Origin of the sequence: Allochromatium vinosum DSM 180 (assembly GCF_000025485.1) — a bacterium.
GTDB classification, from domain to species: Bacteria; Pseudomonadota; Gammaproteobacteria; order Chromatiales; family Chromatiaceae; genus Thermochromatium; species Thermochromatium vinosum.
The window spans coordinates 1,725,132-1,743,577 of sequence record NC_013851.1 but is presented as its reverse complement, the minus strand read 5'-3'; the positions used below and the strand labels follow the sequence as shown (position 1 = coordinate 1,743,577).

General features: G+C 65.2%; 13 protein-coding genes. 9 read left to right on the top strand and 4 right to left on the bottom strand.

Annotated elements, in window-relative coordinates; all coding sequences use genetic code 11:
- Positions 1 to 4 precede the first annotated feature (4 nt).
- From ALVIN_RS07430 to nifM, 8 genes are all read left to right on the top strand, one after another.
- The gene (locus ALVIN_RS07430) at positions 5 to 2,518 is read left to right on the top strand and encodes a glycogen/starch/alpha-glucan phosphorylase (protein ID WP_012970710.1); all 2,514 of its coding nucleotides are present in this window, start codon (positions 5 to 7) and stop codon (positions 2,516 to 2,518) included.
- Positions 2,519 to 2,922: 404 nt separating this feature from the next.
- Positions 2,923 to 3,357, top strand: a complete 435-nt coding sequence (locus tag ALVIN_RS07425; RefSeq protein ID WP_012970709.1) for a type II toxin-antitoxin system VapC family toxin — start codon at positions 2,923 to 2,925, stop codon at positions 3,355 to 3,357.
- Positions 3,358 to 3,606: 249 nt separating this feature from the next.
- Complete coding sequence (locus tag ALVIN_RS07420) at positions 3,607 to 6,336, top strand: 1-acylglycerol-3-phosphate O-acyltransferase (protein ID WP_223295279.1); 2,730 nt, start codon at positions 3,607 to 3,609, stop codon at positions 6,334 to 6,336.
- A gap of 429 nt (positions 6,337 to 6,765) precedes the next feature.
- On the top strand, positions 6,766 to 7,941 hold the full coding sequence (gene amrS / locus ALVIN_RS07415) for an AmmeMemoRadiSam system radical SAM enzyme (protein WP_012970707.1): 1,176 nt from the start codon (positions 6,766 to 6,768) through the stop codon (positions 7,939 to 7,941).
- A gap of 360 nt (positions 7,942 to 8,301) precedes the next feature.
- Positions 8,302 to 9,456 (top strand): homocitrate synthase, encoded by a 1,155-nt coding sequence (nifV, locus tag ALVIN_RS07410; protein ID WP_012970706.1) that lies wholly within the window; start codon positions 8,302 to 8,304, stop codon positions 9,454 to 9,456.
- 48 nt (positions 9,457 to 9,504) lie between these two features.
- Positions 9,505 to 9,849 carry a nitrogenase-stabilizing/protective protein NifW gene (nifW, locus tag ALVIN_RS07405; protein ID WP_012970705.1) on the top strand — a complete coding sequence of 115 codons (345 nt, stop codon included), beginning with the start codon at positions 9,505 to 9,507 and terminating at the stop codon, positions 9,847 to 9,849.
- Positions 9,833 to 10,297: a nitrogen fixation protein NifZ gene (locus tag ALVIN_RS07400; protein ID WP_012970704.1), complete on the top strand. Its 465-nt coding sequence runs from the start codon at positions 9,833 to 9,835 to the stop codon at positions 10,295 to 10,297. Before nifW ends, ALVIN_RS07400 begins: the two co-directional genes overlap by 17 nt.
- A gap of 47 nt (positions 10,298 to 10,344) precedes the next feature.
- On the top strand, positions 10,345 to 11,217 hold the full coding sequence (nifM, locus tag ALVIN_RS07395) for a nitrogen fixation protein NifM (RefSeq protein ID WP_012970703.1): 873 nt from the start codon (positions 10,345 to 10,347) through the stop codon (positions 11,215 to 11,217).
- Between the two features lie 13 nt (positions 11,218 to 11,230).
- Here the strand turns inward: nifM and ALVIN_RS07390 are convergent, their stop codons facing one another.
- Entirely contained in the window at positions 11,231 to 11,677 is a 447-nt protein-coding gene (locus tag ALVIN_RS07390; protein ID WP_012970702.1) for a hypothetical protein, read from the bottom strand.
- Positions 11,678 to 12,057: 380 nt separating this feature from the next.
- On the opposite strand from ALVIN_RS07390, the gene ALVIN_RS07385 reads away from it, so the two are divergent.
- Positions 12,058 to 12,249, top strand: coding sequence for a Trm112 family protein (locus ALVIN_RS07385; RefSeq protein ID WP_012970701.1), 192 nt, complete (start codon positions 12,058 to 12,060; stop codon positions 12,247 to 12,249).
- Positions 12,250 to 12,318: 69 nt separating this feature from the next.
- Here ALVIN_RS07385 and rapA read toward each other — a convergent pair whose 3' ends face one another.
- Genes rapA through ALVIN_RS16585 form a run of 3 tightly spaced genes read right to left on the bottom strand, consistent with a single transcriptional unit; the run spans position 12,319 to position 18,407 of the window.
- A complete protein-coding gene (gene rapA / locus ALVIN_RS07380) occupies positions 12,319 to 15,105 on the bottom strand; it encodes an RNA polymerase-associated protein RapA (RefSeq protein ID WP_012970700.1) in 2,787 nt (928 codons plus the stop codon).
- Positions 15,106 to 15,163: 58 nt separating this feature from the next.
- Positions 15,164 to 15,664, bottom strand: coding sequence for an Hpt domain-containing protein (locus ALVIN_RS16590; RefSeq protein ID WP_050750303.1), 501 nt, complete (start codon positions 15,662 to 15,664; stop codon positions 15,164 to 15,166).
- The gene (locus ALVIN_RS16585; RefSeq protein ID WP_190275527.1) at positions 15,567 to 18,407 is read right to left on the bottom strand and encodes an MASE3 domain-containing protein; all 2,841 of its coding nucleotides are present in this window, start codon (positions 18,405 to 18,407) and stop codon (positions 15,567 to 15,569) included. Before ALVIN_RS16585 ends, ALVIN_RS16590 begins: the two co-directional genes overlap by 98 nt.
- Positions 18,408 to 18,446 lie beyond the last annotated feature (39 nt).

Genomic DNA, 18,446 nt, shown 5'->3' with positions numbered 1-18,446 from the left:
ACCCATGAGCACGCCGAACCCCACGGAGTCATTGGACAGCGAGCGTGAACGCACCCGCACCGGTCTGTCAAAGGCCGCGCTGAAACAGGACTTCCTCGACAATCTTTTCTATATCCAGGGACGTTTTCGTGAGGTGGCCACGCCGCACGACCTCTACATGGCCGCCGCCTTCACCACGCGCGACCGGCTGCTCAAGCACTGGGTGGAATCGGCGCAGGTCTTCAAGACCAGTCATGCGCGCACCGTCTGCTATCTCTCGGCCGAATATCTGCTCGGCCCGCATCTGGCCTGCAACCTGGTCAATCTCGGCATCACCGAGGCGGCGCGCGAGGCCGGCGAGGAGCTGGGGCTGGATCTCGACGCCATTCTCGAGGAGGAGGAGGAACCGGGCCTGGGCAACGGCGGATTGGGCCGTCTGGCCGCCTGCTTCATGGAATCACTCTCGACCTGCCGCATCCCGGCCATCGGCTACGGCATCCGCTACGAGTTCGGCATCTTCGATCAGGCCATCGAGGACGGCTGGCAGGTCGAGAAGACCGACAACTGGCTGCGCAACGGCAATCCCTGGGAGATCCCACGGCCCAAGATCCGCTTTTCGGTGGGCTACGGCGGCTACACTGAATCCTATCGGGACGACACAGGCCGCAGCCGCGTCTGCTGGCGTCCGGCCCAGGTGATCAACGGCATGGCCTACGACACCCCGATCCTGGGCTACGGCACCGCGAACGCCAACCTGCTGCGGCTGTGGAAGGCCGAGGCGCCGACCTCGTTCGACTTCCAGGCGTTCAACACCGGCGACTACTATGGCGCGGTCTATGCCAACATCCAGGCCGAGACCATCTCCAAGGTGCTCTATCCCAACGACGAACCCGAGGCCGGCAAGGAACTGCGGCTCAAGCAGCAATACTTCTTCGTCTCCTGCTCGATGCAGGACATGATCCGGCTGCATCTGAACACGGTCGGCCCGCTGGAGAGCTTCGCCGACAAGTTCGTCGCCCAGCTCAACGACACCCATCCGGCGCTCGCGGTGGCCGAGCTGATGCGCCTGCTGCTCGACGAGCACGTCATGAGCTGGGAGCAGTCCTGGGACATCACCCATCGCACCTTCTGCTACACCAATCACACGCTCCTGCCCGAGGCACTCGAAACCTGGTCGGTGAGCCTGTTCGAGCGCCTGCTGCCGCGTCATCTGGAGATCGTCTACGAGATCAACCGCCGCTTTCTCGACGAGGTGCGGATGCGTTTCCTCGGCGACGAGGCGCGGGTCTGGCGCATGTCGCTGATTGCCGAGGGCGGCGAGCGGCGGATACGCATGGCCAATCTGGCGGTGGTGGGCAGCCGGGCGGTCAATGGCGTGGCCGAGCTGCATTCCGAACTGGTCAAGGCCACGCTGTTCAAGGACTTTGCCGAACTCTGGCCCGAGCGTTTCCACAATGTTACCAATGGGGTCACGCCCCGGCGGTTCATGGTCGTCGCCAATCCGCGTCTGGCCCAGCTCATCACCAAGACCTGTGGTCACGATGACTGGATCCTCGACCTGGAGCGGGTACGCGAGCTGGAGGCCCATGTCGACGACGCCGGTCTGCTGGAGGACTGGCGCGCGGTCAAGCGCGCGGCCAAGCAGGATCTGGCGACCTGGATGCAGCAGGCCGCCGGCGTCCGCCTCGACCCGGAATCGCTGTTCGACGTCCAGGCCAAGCGCTTCCACGAGTACAAGCGCCAGCATCTCAAGGTGCTGCACATCATCCGCTGCTATCAGCGCATCAAACAGGGCCAGTCGCAGGATCTGGTGCCGCGCGCCTTCATCTTCGGCGGCAAGGCGGCGCCGGGCTATTTCATGGCCAAGCTCATCATCAAGCTCATCAACGCCGTCGGTGAGGTCGTCAACAACGATCCCCAGGTCAACGGCTGGATCCGCGTGGCCTTCATGCCCGACTTCAACGTCAAGAACGGTCAGCGGCTCTATCCGGCCGCCGATCTCTCCGAGCAGATCTCGCTCGCCGGCAAGGAAGCCTCGGGCACGGGCAACATGAAGTTCTCGATGAACGGAGCGCTGACCATCGGCACGCTCGACGGGGCCAATGTCGAGATCCGCGAGGCGGTCGGGGCCGAGAACTTCTTCCTGTTCGGGATGACGGCCGAAGAGGCGCTGCAACGCCAGATGAGCGGCTATCGGCCCTGGGAGTTCTACCAAAGCGACGCCGAACTCAAGTCCGACATCGATCTGATCAACTCGGGACTCTTCTCGCACGGCGACACCCAGCTCTTCCGCCCGCTGACCGACAATCTCGTCAACCATGACCCCTTCATGGTGCTCGCCGACTATCGCGCCTATCTGGACTGTCAGAAGACGGTGAGCGAGACCTACAGGGACACGCCGCGCTGGACGCGGATGTCGATCCTCAATGTCGCGCGCATCGGGCGCTTCTCCTCGGATCGGGCGATCCGCGAATATGCCGAGCACATCTGGAAGGTGACTCCAAAGCGCATCGAACCGGCACACCACAGTCAGTCCTAAAGCCCGGCCGCGTGGATCAAAAATCGCTTGTCTGAACCCGAACGCCGTTTAGAATACGACCATTCGATGACGACGAGCAGGGACATTCAAGGAGATGCTCAGCCTCATCCAGGAGTCGCTCCCCGGGCCTTTTGGCCTCCCGGAAACCATACACATCAAAGGTATCCGGGAGGCTGGCATTCGCCAGTCTCCAGTTCGCCCGCCCCGTCTCAGCGCGATTGGGCACCCCATCCCGCCTCCAGCGTTCGATACACCGGTTTCAACCACCCGAGCGGCTGGAGTCGCCGGGATTCTCTTCGCGCGAGTGAACCCTACGGGTGATGGACGCACGCAGTCCGTTCGGCGCACTCACGGGGCCGGATCGACGGTCCCGGCGGATCATCGATGTAAACAGGAGTGACACCATGAACCCACCGCTCAAGACACTGTTCGACATCAGTGTACTGGTCGATGCCCTGACCAACGCGGAGCATCCCGCGCCCGAATCTTCCGCCGCCCTGACGCTGGCCGCCACTGGCCATATCACCGGCTATGTCTGCGCCGCGACGATCGAGTCGCTCCACGACCTCCTCGCGCGCACCCACGGTTATCCGGGCGCGAGTGCCAAACTGAGCGCATTGCGCGCCATGCTCGAGATCGCTCCAGTCGATGCCGAGGTCATCGACTCGGCCATGGGGCTGGGTTGGCGCTATTTCGACGATGCACTCATCCACGAGTGTGCCCGTGTCAACGGACTCGATCGTGTGATCTCACTCAATGCGCCCGACTTCGACGCGGCCACCCTGCCCGTGCTCGCCCCCGGCGAACTGCTTCGCCAGGTCCAGGCGGCGGCCGCCTGAGATTGACGACGAGCGCTGTGGGGGACGCCTGGCGCGCCCCCGCAGTGCAGGCGGGTTGCGCACGGAAAACGCTTGCATCGAGGATCGAAACGGCTCAAATGACACTCTGGTTTCAGCCATCCGAGCCTTTGTACCGTGACGAGCCACCCACATCCAACCGATGAACGCCATGAGGCGGCGCCGGCCCACTCGACCACACCCGTCCACGATGAGCCTGCCCGCCGACTTCTGAGTGTTCTGAGCGACTTTGTGCGCGAATCGCATCTGCCCGAGCCGCGCGAGGGCCTGACGCTCGACACCCGGCTCGAATCCGATCTCGGACTCGACAGCCTGAGCCGCTCGGAACTGATCGCGCGTATCGAGCGCGGCCTGAACATCCAGTTGCCCGATACGGCACTGCTGGCCGACACGCCGCGCGAGCTGCTGGCGCGGATGCGCGGGACGCCGGACACCCAGGCCGGCGGGAGTCAGGGCGTCACGCTCGCCGCGCCGACAGGTGCAGGGCTGGAGCATCCATCCGGCGCACGGACACTGCTCGACGTGCTCGCCTGGCATCGCGACCGCCAGGGCGAGCGTGTCCATCTGACCTATTACGACGGCGACGACCGGCCCCATCCGCTCACCCATGCCGCTTTGGCCGAGGGCGCTGAGCGCGTCGCCGCCCGACTGCATGCGGCGGGACTCAAGAGCGGCGGGACGGTAGCGATCATGCTGCCGACCGGCCTGGATTATTTCTTCGCCTTCTTCGGCGTGCTGATCGCGGGCGGCGTACCCGTACCCATCTATCCGCCGGCACGGCCCCAGCAACTCGAAGATCATCTGCGCCGCCATGCGCGACTGCTCGACAATGCCGGCGTGTGCGTGCTGATCACGGTGTCCGAGGCGCGTCACGTCGCCCGGCTGTTGAGTGCCCAGGTGCCGTCACTGCACGAGATCCTGACGCTGGAGACGCCGGACGAGACAGCCCCCTTGAGCCGCGCCGACTGGGCCGCCCCAAACGCCGGCGATCTGGCCTTTCTGCAATACACCTCCGGCAGCACGGGCGATCCCAAGGGCGTGATGCTCACCCATGCCGACCTGCTCGCCAACATCCGCGCCATGGGCGAGGCCATCGCCATCGCGCCCGACGATGTCTTCGTCAGCTGGCTGCCGCTCTATCACGACATGGGACTGATCGGCGCCTGGCTGGGGAGCCTCTATTTCGGCGTGCCGCTGATCGTCATGTCGCCACTGGCCTTTCTCGCCCGTCCCAGGCGCTGGCTCCAGGCGATCAGCGCGCATCGCGGCACGCTGTCGGCGGCGCCCAACTTCGCCTATGAACTCTGTCTGACGCGGCTCTCCGACAGCCAGCTGGAGGGGCTGGATCTGCGTTCCTGGCGCCGGGCCTTCAACGGCGCCGAGCCGGTCAGCGCCGAGACCCTGCATCGATTCGCCGAGCGTTTTGCGCCCTGCGGGTTGCGGCCTGAGGCGCTGGCTCCGGTCTATGGGCTGGCCGAGGCGGCGGTCGGTCTGGCCTTTCCGCCGGTGGAACGCGGGCCGCGCATCGACTGTATCGACCGCGCGCGTTTCGCCGGCTCGGGCTATGCCCTGCCAGTGGCCTGCGACGATCCGGACGCGATGGCGGTGGTCGCCTGCGGGCGTCCGCTGCCGGGCTATCGGGTGCGGGTGGTCGACGAGTCGGGCCGGGAGCGACCCGAGCGGCACGAGGGCCTGCTGCAATTCCAGGGTCCATCGGCGACCCAGGGTTACTATCGCCACCCGGAGGCCACGGCGCGCCTGATCCGCGACGGCTGGCACGAGACCGGCGATCGCGCCTATCTGGCTGGCGGCGACATCCATCTCACCGGACGGGTGAAGGATCTGATCATCCGCGGCGGGCGCAATCTCTATCCCTACGAGGTCGAGCAGGCACTCGGCGAGCTGACGGGCATCCGGCGCGGTTGCGTGGTCGCGTTCGCCGCCCGCGATGCGCGTCAGGGCAGCGAACGGCTGGTGATCGTGGCCGAGAGCAAGGAGCGCGATCCCGAGCGGCGGGCGGCCCTGGCTCAGCGTGCGCGTGAGCGGGCCACCGAGGTGCTGGGTCTCCCACCCGACGAGATCGTGCTGGCCCCGCCGCGCGCCGTGCTCAAGACCTCCAGCGGCAAGCTGCGCCGGGGTGATACGCGCGAACGCTATCTGGCCGGGCGGCTGTTCGATACACCGCCGGCACCTGTCTGGCAGTTGGCGCGGGTCGGCGCGCGGGCGGTTCTGGCGCGACTGCGTACCTGGGGCGTCCGACTGCCTGAAACCCTCTATGCCGGCTATGCCTGGGGCGTATTCACTCTGCTGGCGCCCTGGGTATGGGGCGGCGTCATGCTGAGCCCGCGTCCGGCCTGGCGCTGGTCGCTGGCGCGTGGCGGCGTCCGGCTCTTGCGTCGACTCATGGGTGTGCGTCTGCGTATGACGGGGCGGGAGCATCTGCCACCCGCTGGGCGAAGCCTAGTACTGGTCGCCAACCATCAGAGTTATCTCGATGCCCTGGCCCTGATCGAGGCCGTTCCGCGTCCGATGCGCTTCGTCGCCAAGCGCGAACTGAACGCCAATCCGCTGGCCGGGCGCTTTCTCGAACGCCTGGGAACGCTGTTCGTCGAGCGGTTCGATCTCCAGCAGAGTCATCGCGAGGGCGAGCGCTTGCAGACGGCGTTGCGTGATGGGGCGAGTCTGGCCTTCTTCCCCGAGGGCACCTTCCGCGAGCGGCCGGGTCTGCTACCCTTCCGTATGGGGGCCTTCGTGGCGGCGGCCGAGGCGGGTGTGCCGATTCTGCCGGTCACGATCCGGGGGACGCGCGCCGTCATGCCGGGCGACCGTTTCCGCCCGCGTCCGGGGACGATCGAAGTCGTCATCGCGGCGCCGATCCTTCCCCAAGGAACGGACTGGGAGGCAGCCAGCCTGCTGCGCGATGCCGCCCGCGCCGTCATCGCCGCTCGGGACGCGGCCTGAGCGGCCTGTGGTCTGTTTGGGAGGGTCCGAACGTCAACTACCCCGGCCTGAAGGCCGGAGCTTGTGAGAGCAAGCTGGGTTGACCAGCCTCAGCCCGCCTGACCAGGACGGTCGAAAGGGGCTACGTATGCAACAGGTCGCTAAGACTCACCGGCGGATGCTTCCTCAGTCCGCCGCTCTGAAAGGTCGAAATGATGCAGGCGAAAGGTAAAGCGTCGAAGGTTTTGATCGCCGCGCCAGCGGGAGCCGGTTGCACACATTGGCGAGGGGAGCGTGTGGCGTCGTGAGACGCCGCACCGTCACCAGGCCCTTACGGGCAGAGCCTCGCGGCCCGGCAGGTGGAAAGCCTGCACCTGTTTCCGGCGACTGCACGGTCGTAGCCACTATCCCTCCCCGCCCTGAAGGACGGGGTTTCTCGCGGAGGAACTGATGAAGGAGGCTCGCTTCTACGACCGGCTCGACGCCAAGCGCGTCCAGTGCCGGCTCTGTCCACACGACTGCATCATCCCGAACGCGGGTCGCGGTGTCTGCGCGGTGCGCTACAACAGTCAGGGCACCCTCTTCACGCTGGTGGCCGATCGGATCGTCTCGCGCAGTCTCGATCCGATCGAAAAGAAGCCGCTGTTCCATGTCTATCCCGGATCGACGGCCTATTCGATCGCCACGGTCGGCTGTAGTCTGCGCTGTGAGTTCTGCCAGAACTGGGAGATCTCGCAGTGGCCGCGCGAGCGTCTTCCCAAGCATCTGGAGCCGGACGAGGCCGTGTCGGCGGACGGGACGCCGCTCTGTCCCCAACTGGCGCGACTCGGCGACCGGGTGCCCGGCGAGCCGGTGACGCCGGCGCAGATCGTGCGCGCGGCCCAGGCAGCGGGCGCGCGCTCCATCGCCTACACCTATACCGAGCCGACGATCTTCTATGAGCTGGCCTATGAGACGGCCTGTCTGGCGCGCGAGGCGGGGCTGATCAATATCTTCGTCACCAACGGCTACATCAACGCGGCGCCCCAGCGCGAGCTGGCCGGTGTGCTGGACGCGGCCAACGTGGATCTCAAGTTCTTCCGCGACGAGAGCTACCGTCACATCAGCCGCGTCAGGCTCCAGCCGGTGCTCGACGCCATCGGTCGCTATCACGCCCTCGGTGTATGGGTGGAGGTCACGACCCTGGTGATTCCGGGCGTCAACGACTCGGACGAGGAATTGCGCGACATCGCGCGCTTCATCCATTCGGTCTCGCCCGACATCCCCTGGCACGTCTCGCGGTTCCATGGCGCCTATCACATGGCCGATGTGATGCCCACGCCCTCGGCGACGCTCAGACGTGCTGCCGGTATCGGGCTTGCGGTCGGCTTGCGGTATGTCTATGTCGGCAATCTGCCGGGCGATGGCGGCGAGGATACCCATTGCCCCGGATGCGGCGCGCGGCTCATCCACCGTCACGGTTTTCAGCTGCTGGAGAACCGTGTCCGGCATGGCATCTGTCCGGACTGCGGAACGCCTGTGGCGGGGATTGGTCTGGGGCGCGCTGAAGAACGCGCCTCGACGCCGATGCACCAATCGAGTGCAAGCGGGTCGAATCCAGGTCAAAACGGCCTCGATTTGCAGTAAGCCCGGTCATACGCCACATCGATCGCTGCGTGTAGAAGCCTGATACAAAAGTGAAAACAGCCACTTACAAAAAGCTGGCACTGAAAATGCCTTGCTGAAAAGCGGCAGAGTTGAGGCTTGTCCCTCTGTCTCGTTCTCTGACTTCCTCAGTGGTGATTCACCCCGCCTTCACCGGCGGGGTTTTTTTATGGGACGTCTACGCACCCTGCCACAAGCGCAGAGTGGATGAATCTCGCCCTTTTGTCGTAAATAACACAGGGACTGGACGGCGAGAAAGTCCTAAGCATCTGAAACGAAGAAGTAAAATAAACTGGCTCGCTTTGTGCATAGAGCTTCACCAGAGGTCTTTTGGAGCGAGCCATGTCGAACCCCCAGCATTCAGTCATCATCAACGACACCACCCTGCGCGACGGCGAGCAGTCGGCAGGCGTGGCCTTCTCACTCGACGAGAAGCTGGCCATCGCGCAGGGTCTCGACGCGCTCGGCGTCCCGGAGCTGGAGATCGGTATCCCGGCGATGGGCGAGGAGGAACGCGAGTCGATCCGCGCCGTGGCCGCACTCGGACTCTCGGCGCGGCTCATGGTCTGGACGCGGATGCTGGCCGACGACATCGTTCAATGCCGCGATCTCGGGGTGCAACTGGTCGACCTCTCCATGCCGCTTTCGGATCAGCAGATCGCCCGCAAGCTCGGGCGCGATCGGGGCTGGGTGCTCGCCCAGATCGAGCGCAAGGTTCGCTTGGCCCTGGATCTGGGGTTGGAGGTCTGTGTCGGTGGTGAGGACGCTTCGCGCGCCGATTCCGAATTCCTATGGCGCGCGGCCGAGACCGCTCAGGCCGCCGGCGCGCGGCGCTTCCGCTTCGCCGACACGGTCGGACTCATGGATCCCTTCGGTCTCTACGAGCGGCTGCACGCGCTGCGCGCCCGCGTGGATCTCGAAATCGAGATGCACGCGCATGACGATCTCGGACTGGCGACCGCCAACACCCTGGCGGCGGTCCGTGCCGGCGCGACCCATGTCAACACCACGGTCCACGGTCTCGGTGAGCGAGCCGGAAATGCGGCGCTCGAAGAGGTCGTCATGGGCCTCCGGCATGTCCAGGGACTCGACTGCGGCGTCGATCTGAAACGTTTCTCGGCGCTATCGAGCCTGGTCGCCCAAGCCTCCGGCAAGCCGATCGCCTGGCACAAGAGTCTGGTCGGCGCCGGTGCTTTCACGCATGAGGCCGGTATCCATGTCGATGGTCTGATCAAGGATCCGCTGAATTATCAGGGCGTCGATCCGGCCGAACTCGGACTCAACCATCGGCTGGTGCTTGGCAAGCACTCGGGCCGACATGCCGTTCAACGTGTCTATGCCGAAAGCCTGTGCTTTGAGCTGGATCAGGAGCAGGCCGAACGTCTGCTGCCGCTGGTGCGCCGCTTCGTCACCGAGACCAAGCGCAGTCCAGAGACTGGTGACCTGCGCCGCTTCCTCGCCGAGATCGGCTATCCGCAAACGGCGCGACTGCAATGACGGGTGGCCGCTAAACACCCACGACCGCCCAACGACAGAGGTGATTCCATGACCGACGACGACTTCGAACTCGATCTGAGCGAACTGACCAGCGCCGAGGACTTCCTGGACTATTTCGGTATCCAGTATCAGCCGGCCGTGGTGCAGGTCAATCGCCTGCACATCCTGCAACGCTTCCACGACTATCTCGATCAGGTCGACGAGATGCCGGACTCGGTCCAGGCCAAGTGGGCGCTGTACGCCGATCGGCTGCAAGCGGCTTACCAGGACTTCGAGACCTCGGACGCGCGCACCGAGAAGGTGTTTCGGGTGTTCCGGATGCATGAACCACGACAAGTGGCCATCCCGCTCAACGACCTGATGGAGAGCCGCCCCCATGCGACCCGAGTATGAATATGGCGACGAGGTGCGGGTGCTGCGCAACGTGCGCAACGACGGCACCTATCCGGGTGAGCCGACCGGCGCGCTCCTGATCCGGCGCGGCAGCACCGGCTTCGTGCGTGACGTGGGCACCTTTCTGCAGGATCAGATCATCTATTCGGTGCACTTCCTGGACAGCGATCGCATCGTCGGCTGCCGCGCCGAGGAACTCCAGCACGCCGACGCGCCCTGGATCCCGAGCCGTTTCGAGTTCCGCGATCAGGTCGCCGCCCGGCTACCGCTCGGACTCCAGGGGCGTGTCCTGGTCGAGGCCGGCGAGGTCGGCGAGGTGATCCGCGTCCTGCGCGACCATCCGGGCGGCGTGGCCTATCACGTCCATTTCCCCGATCGCAACACCCTGATCGTCCCCGAGACCGCCCTGACCGAACCCGAGCCTCTGGCCGCCGCAGCCTCGGCCTAGATCGGACGGCATGTGATTCGATTCCGGGCACGCGCGAGTATCCCAAGATGAACCAGATTGCCGACAGACATCGACACACACCATCGGCCGAATACCGCTACCATCGGCTACGCGCCGCCAGTGAGCGTTTCCAGGCGCCCGTGGATGCCTTGGACGCGGCGCAACGGACCGTGGTCGAGCGTCTGGCCGAGCAGACCTGGACGCTCGAATCACTGGTTCTGGCCACGGATGAGGCACGCGATACGCTGATTCCCGAGCGGCATCTCGACGAGGCGCTGACCGAGGTTCGACGCCGCTACCCGGACGAAGGCGCGTTTCTGGCGGATCTCGCGCGCAATGGGCTCGACGAGACGGGGCTGCGTCAGGCACTGCGACGCGAACTGATCTTCGATGCCGTGATGACGCGCGTCGGGGCGCGTGCCGAGGCGGTCAGCGAGGAGGAGGTGCGCCGGTTCCATGCCGAGCACCCCGAGCGCTTCCAGATCCCGGAACGACGCGCGGCACGTCATATCCTGATCACCATCAACGCCGATTACGCCGAGAACGGCCGTGAGGCGGCACGTGCCCGTATCGAAGCGCTCGCCGCCGACGCTCAGGCCCGCCCGGACGCCTTCGGCCAACTCGCGCGCCGTCATTCCGAATGCCCGACCGCGCTGGAAGACGGACGCCTCGGCACCCTCCCCCGCGGACGGCTCTACCCCGAACTCGACGCCGCGCTCTTTGCCCTCGACGCGGGTCAGGTCAGCGGCGTGCTGGAATCCGAGATCGGCTTCCATCTACTCTGGTGCGAGCACATCGAGCCGGGGCGCACGATCGACTTCGAGCAGGCGCGCCCACACATCCGGGAGCGACTCCAATCCCAGCGCCGGCACGACTGCCAGAAAGCCTGGATCGCTCGGCTGCGCCGCGCCGGCACCTGAAAGAGGGGCGCGCTCAAGCCGCCGCCTGCTCCTTCTCGTCGAGATTGCGAATCAGCGGATAGAGATACTCGGTCTCGCGTTGCAGGCGATCCATGACCAGGGCGAACATCTGTTCGGTATCCTGCACGAAGGAGGCGTGATCGTTGATCGTCAGCGAGTGGCGTTTCTCCGAGCACCACTGTTTGACATAGGCGCTGAAGATGCGCTTGATCTCGGTCGAGCCGGACAGGAAGCGGTTGGCGGTGTTCTTGACCGACTGGTCCGGATAGGACAGGAGCTTGCCGCAGAGATCACGGTCGACGACTTCCATGTGCTCACGCACATGATTGGTGAGATCGAAGAAGACGTTGCACGTGACATCGGTATCGCACATGGAACGCTCCCGCACCAGATAGAGGAAGACGTTCGAGAGCTCCGTGATCTTATGGTTCTGAGCGTGTAATTGTTCGAAAGCGACCATGTCGAGACTCCTCCTGCCGAACGGTGGATAGCGGGGATGATTATTCTGGTGATTTCCCGCGGGGACGCGGTTCCCTTGCGGGCTGGATCGATGGTACAGGTCGCGTTTGACGTGAGATAAAGGTGTCGCGACTCAAGTAAACCACCATGGTTTCTGCATTTTACGTCAAACTCAGGGATGAATATAGATTGCCCATAATCAATATTTGTTTTTATGTCAGCCTGAAAAATCAAGGTGGCCGGGCCTGTTGCCCTGACCGCCGAGAGCAGGCCGGCGGCAAAATTCAGACTACCGCCTGTCCAGTATCTCCATGGGCACGATAACAGTTAAACTTGGTCCGTATCTACCAAGCTATGTCTCGCCCAAGGAGCGATCAACCCATGCTCGACAAGAAACTCCTCGACATCCTCGTCTGCCCGGTCACCAAGGGTCCGCTGATCCTCGACAAGGCGCGCGGGGAGCTCATCTCGCTGTCGGCCCAGCTCGCCTACCCCATCCGCGACGATATCCCCATCATGCTGGAGGACGAAGCACGTCGCCTGACGCTGGACGAACTCGACAGCTATCGTTGAAGGGGCGGCGGGCGCACAGGTCCGTCCAGTCGCCCGCCCGTCTCCTCATCAGAGGCGATTCATCGCCACTCAATGCGCGATGATCAGCCGCAATGCGTCGAGTCGCAGGTGTGCCTGACCGAGCAGCACGTCGAGCCGCTCACGCCTGTGTCGCAGACGCGCGATCTCGTCGGGGCGCACCGCAGGGTTGACCGCTGCCAGCGCCAGCAGCCGCTCCAGCTCATCACCGAGCACCTGATGCATGCGCGCTCGCGCTTCCTGCTCCAGATCCTTCAGCGCCCCGTGCGCCAGCTCCTCGCCCTGCTCCAGCCGTTCGGCCAGACGCGACGCCTGTGAGGCGATCAGGGCGCGGGCGAGCGTGCCGTTATGGCTCAGGCAGTCGCCCCGCAGGCTCTCGTGCGCGATCTCCCCGGCGCGATCCCGCCCCTCGGCGTCGAGCAGCAGACGCACCAGGGTCGGTGGCAGGAAGTGCTCGACCTGGAGTTCGGGCGGAGCCGGACATTCGGCAACGTAGAGGATCTCCAGCAACAGCGTGGCACGGGGGAAGCGCGCATCGCCCTGGATCAGGATCAGCGCCGCGCTGCCCAGCTCGGACGCCGTCAGCAGCTCCATCGCCTCGCGCGTCATCGGATGCTCCCAGGTCAGGAACGCGCGGTCCTCGTTGGCCAGTGCCTGGGCGCGGTCGAAGGTCGCGGTCAGCCCATCCTCGGGCAGACGCGGAAAGGTCTCCTGGAGCATCTGCGGACCGGGCCGCACCACCACCGATCCACCCGGACCGGGTTCGTGCTCCACACCGAAGGCGTCCCAGAAGTCGCTCAGATAGTCCGCGACCGAGCGCTCAGCGTCGCTGGCCGCGATCGACTCGACCAGGGCCGCGTCGCGCGTGAGCCGGTGCGAGTGCAGTTCGAGCAGCCGATCGCGCCCGGCGGCCAGTTCGCCGTTGAGTTGGCTGGCCAGCATTCGGGTCTCCGCGATCAGCGCCTCAGCCTGCGCGGGATCGGCCAGGGCGTCCCTCAGTCTCCCGCCCAGACGCTCGTGCACGGCGGCGGCCGCCGGACACAGCTGCTCGAAGGCGCCCAGCCCCTCGGCATACCAGCGAAACAGGATCTCCATCGGGCCGCCGCTCAGATAGGGCACGTGCAGGCGGATGGTCTGGGCCTGGCCGATGCGGTCGAGCCGTCCGATGCGCTGTTCGAGCAGATCCGGCTCCAGCGGCAGGTCGAACAGGATCAGGTGATGGGCGAACTGGAAGTTGCGCCCCTCGCTGCCGATCTCCGAGCACAGCAGGATCTGGGTGCCATCCTCGACGGACGCGAAATAGGCCGCCGCCCGGTCGCGCTCGACGATCTCCATTCCCTCGTGGAAGACGGCGGCATGAATGCCGGCGCGCTGGCGCAGCGCCTCGCGCAGTTCGAGCACGGTGTGCGCCTGGGCGCAGATCAGGAGCACCTTGGCCGGACGCAGGTCGCGCAGGGTCGCGATCAGCCAGTCGAGTCGCGGGTCGACCGACTCCCAGCCGGAGCCGTGCGCGCACTCCGGAGTCAGGCGTGCCAGCGGGTCGAGGTCCGGAACGGTGCGGTAGGCGTCCGGTTCCGGCAGCGGATGAGCGATCAGTTCGCGGCGCGGAAAGCCGGGAATGGTGGCGCGGGTGTTGCGGAAGAGCACGCGCCCGGTGCCGTGACGGTCGATCAGGCGCTCGATGAGCGTCTCGCGGTCTAGTCCGTCGCACTCGCCGAGCAGCGATTCGAGGCGCGCCCGGTCAGCGTCGTCGAGCGGTTCGTCATCAAGCAGGCGTGCGGCCAAGGCGGCGATGGGTGCATAGCGCGCCTCCTCGTCCTGAAAGGCGGCCGGATCATGGAAGCGGGCCGGATCGAGCAGGCGCAACCGTCCAAAATGGCCGGCGCGCCCGAGCTGTTCGGGCGTGGCCGTCAGCAGCAGTACCGAGGGAATGCGGCTCGCCAGCGCTTCGACCAGCCGATAGGCCGGACTCGGATCGGTCTCGGACCAGGTCAGATGATGGGCCTCGTCGACGATCAACAGATCCCACTCGGCCTCTAGGACCGCCCGCCCCGCCCCGGCCTGAGCAACCAGCAGTTCCAGCCCGCATAGCACGCATTGTTCGGACAGGAAGGGATTGTCGTCCCGGATCGACTCGAAGCGCTCCTGATCGAACAGCGCCAGCGCCAGATTGAAACGACGACGCATCTCGACCAGCCACTGATGCAGCAGCGGCTCGGGGGTCAGGATCAGCACCCGGCGCGCACTCCCGGTGAGGCGCATCCGATGCAGGATCAGACCGGCCTCGATGGTCTTGCCCAACCCCACCTCGTCGGCCAGGAGCACGCGCGGGGCCTCGCGCCGCGAGACCTCAGCGGCGATATGCAACTGATGTGGGATGAGCGCCACCCGTGCGCCGACCAGTCCCAGGGTCGGTGAACCGGCCTCACGCATTCCCTGCGTCCAGGTCCGATGGCGCAGCCGGAACCAGTGATCGCTGTCGAGTCGGGCCGCGAGCAGGCGTTGGCCTGGACGGTTGAAGCTCAGGCGATCGTCGAGTTCCGGCTCGGGCAGCTCCCGGAGCTGACCCTCAGCATCCTCGCCGCGATAGATGATGAGTCCGTGCTCAACACGGGCTTCGATGACGCGCAGCTCGCGCCCGGCGCGGTCGCGGATACGCTCGCCGCGCTCGACCACCAGCCGCGCCAGCGGTGCTTCGCTCCTGGCATAGAGACGGGTCTCGCCGGTCGCCGGATAGGCGATCCGGACATGGCGGCCATCGACAGCCTCGACCAGGCCGAGTCCGAGCTCGGTCTGGGTCTCGCTCAGCCAACGCTGACCGGGTACGAAATCTTGCATCTGGAACGATCACTCAAACCATGTGGTAAAGGGCGCGTTGTACTCGATCTTCGCCTCTTTAGCGACCTGGGTTTGCACGGCTCCCGATGTGATGCCGGAGACCTGTCGGCACCGACGACGGGACAGTCGCGAAGCGCTCGATGCTGGCCAGGGCGGTTGCGAGCGCCCCCTGGAGTGCGACGACCTGACTGTCGATCTCCGGAGTCGTGCCGGTTCCGGCCGACTTCAGTGCCTGCTCCAGTTCGGCGGCGCGGGCGGCTACATCGACGAGCCCCAGATTGCCTGCCGCGCCCCTGAGTTTGTGCGCCAGCTGTCGCGCCGACTCCGGCTCGGCCGTGACGAGGCGGCGGCTCACCTCACCATAGCTGTCGACGAAATGACGCAGGTACTGACCATAGACGTCAGCGTCTTTCCAGACCGTCAGCGCGCGCTCGACATCGAGACCGGGGAACTCGAGTTCGCTATCGGACGAGTGGATCTGGACGCTGCCGGCAGCGGGATCGGGCGTATGGCGATCCTCTGGGATCTCGACCGCCCGCCCGGTCAGACGCCGGATCAAAGGCGACGGCCGCCGGCACATCGAGCGGCTTGGGCAAAAAGGCATCCATGCCGGCCTCCAGCGCCGCGCCCTCCTGATCGCCCACGGCATCGGCGGTCAGGGCCACGATGGGAATCCAGGCGATCTCGGGTGTCTCGCGGATCAGACGGGTGGCCGTGCGTCCATCCATGACCGGCATGTGCACATCCATCAGGACGATGTCGACAGCCATCGGATGCGCGATGAGCCAATCGACGGCTTGGCGCCCATCGTTCAGCGAACAGACCTCAGCGCCCTCACCGCTGAAGATGAGCTGGGCGACCTCGCGGTTGATCTCACTGTCGTCGACCACCAGCACACGCAGACCGCTCAACGGGGGCTCGCCTGACTCCGGGGAGGCGTCGAGCGAAGAGGTTCCCGGCCGGCTCTCGTGTTCAGTCAGGCCGAAGGTCAGCTCGAGCCAGAAGGTACTGCCTTCACCCGGCACACTGTCCAGTCCCAGACGCCCGCCCATCAGCTCGGCCAGACGACGACAGATGACCAGCCCGAGTCCCGAGCCGCCGAAGCGCCGCGTGGTGGAGGCATCCGCCTGGGTGAAGGGCTGGAACAGATGGGCCTGGGTCTCCGGGTCGATGCCGATGCCGGTGTCGCGCACCGTGAAGCGCAAGGTGACTTCGGTATGGCTGCGGGCGATGGACTCGACCCGCACCTCGACCTGACCGTCGGAGGTGAACTTGACGGCATTGCTGGTGAGGTTGATGAGGATCTGACCGAGGCGCAGCGGGTCGCCGACCAGGCTGGACTCCAGATCTTCGGGCGGCCGGATGACCAGATCGATGGCCTTGTCGGCCGCGCTCGTACCCACGATGGTGACCAGATTGTCGAGCACCTCGCCGAGCTGGAAGGGAATGCGTTCGATCTCGATACGACCGGACTCGATCTTGGAGAAGTCCAGGATGTCATTGATGATGTGCAGCAGGCTCTGACCGGAACGATGGATCTGGCGCGCCAGCTCGTGTGCCTCATCGGGCAAGGGCTGACGTTCCAGCAGGTAGGCCAGACCGAGCACGGCGTTCATCGGGGTGCGGATCTCATGGCTCATGTTGGCCAGGAACTCGCCCTTGGATTGGGCCAGACGCTCGGCCTCCAGGCGCGCCTGCGTGAGTTCCTCCGTGCGTTCCGCCACCAGTTCCTCCAGATGATGACGGTGCTGTTCGAGTTCTTGCTCCACCCGTCGCATCTCAGTGATGTCGCGCGCGATACCGAGCACACCGATCACGGTTCCATCGGCGTCATGCACGGGCGTCTTGACGACCTGGATGCGTTCACGATGACCGTCGCCGGCAAAGACGATCTCCTCCTCGTTGACCCTGGGGCCACCGGCGGCGATGGCGGCCAGGTCATTGGCCCGGAAGAAATCCGCCTGCGCACGATCGACGAAGTCGTAGTCGGTCTTGCCGATGATCTCTGCCTCTGGCCGGCCGAAGAGCGTCTCGAAGCGTGCGTTGCAGGTCAGATACCGGCCATCAGGATCCTTCAGCCACACCAGGTCGGGGATGCGGCGCAGCAGCATGCGCAGCCGCTCTTCGCTCTCGCGCAACGCGGCCTCGGCCCGACGACGCTCTGTCGTATCCGTGGCCTGGATCACATACCAGCGTACCGCGCCATCGGGTCCGCGGATCGCCGTGGTGGCGGCATCGGCCATGCGGATCTCGCCATTGCGCTTCTGATAGATGTCATGTGTGATCAGCGGGCCATCCATCGTGGTCGCCTGCGCGAGACGTTTTGGCCAGATCTCCCGCCACTCCGGATAGTCACGCCAGGCCGGGGACTCCCAGAACAGCTGGCCAATGAAGTCCTCACGGGCATAGCCCTGGAAGCGGCGTACCAACTCGTTGATGTCGATGACACGGCCTTCGGGCGTGAGGATGGCCATGAACTGGAACTGCTGGTCGAAAACGGAGCGAAAGCGGTCCTCGCTCTCGGCCCTGGCACGAATGGCGAAATCCATGAAAACGCTGTAGATGTACCAGTAGGCGATGATCTTGAGCAGATGTCCGACGAGATTCGAGAGGCCATCGACGCTCACGTAGAAGGTGAAGGACAGCTCGGAGAGGATGGTGACGAACACGGCGACCTGGACCAGGGTCACGAGATCCGCGCCCAGGTCCGCGCGCCGGCGGTGAAGCTGTATCAATGACGCCGCCAGCAGGGCGACGATCAGGTATTCGCTGTAGATCTTGAACGATGTCAGTCCCTGCCCCTCGATGAAGGCGTCGGGAAAATGGCCGCTCATGATCCAGGCGAATACCAGCAACGTGCAGCCGCCCATCGCCAGCAGCAGGGGCACTCGCTTCAGCGCAAGGTTCGAGGTCAACGGGGCGATCAACAGGAGCAACGCTTGCAGATAGTGGGCGCCGATCCAGAACTGGGTCGGCCGGTTGGAGTCGGCCTGGCCCGGATAGAGTTCCATGCCCTTGTAGACGAGCGAGTGGAAGAGATCCAGCAGCCCCAGACAGAAGAGGCCCGTGGCGAGGAACAACAGAAAGCTGTTGCGCGAAAAGGGGTAGGTGCTCCAGGCGATGGTGAAGGCGCTGGTGGCGATGATGATCGGAATCAGCTCGGCCAGGATGTGGAACAGCGGGAAACTGAAGGCGCTCACCGGCACGAGCAGGGCAATGACCAGCAGAGGAACGAACAGACGCCCTCCACGTAGCGGAGTCAGCGCCGCGCGAACTTGCGGATGAGCGTTCACTGGCAACATCACAGTCTGATCTGGATCCGCGAACCCACTGGATCTTGG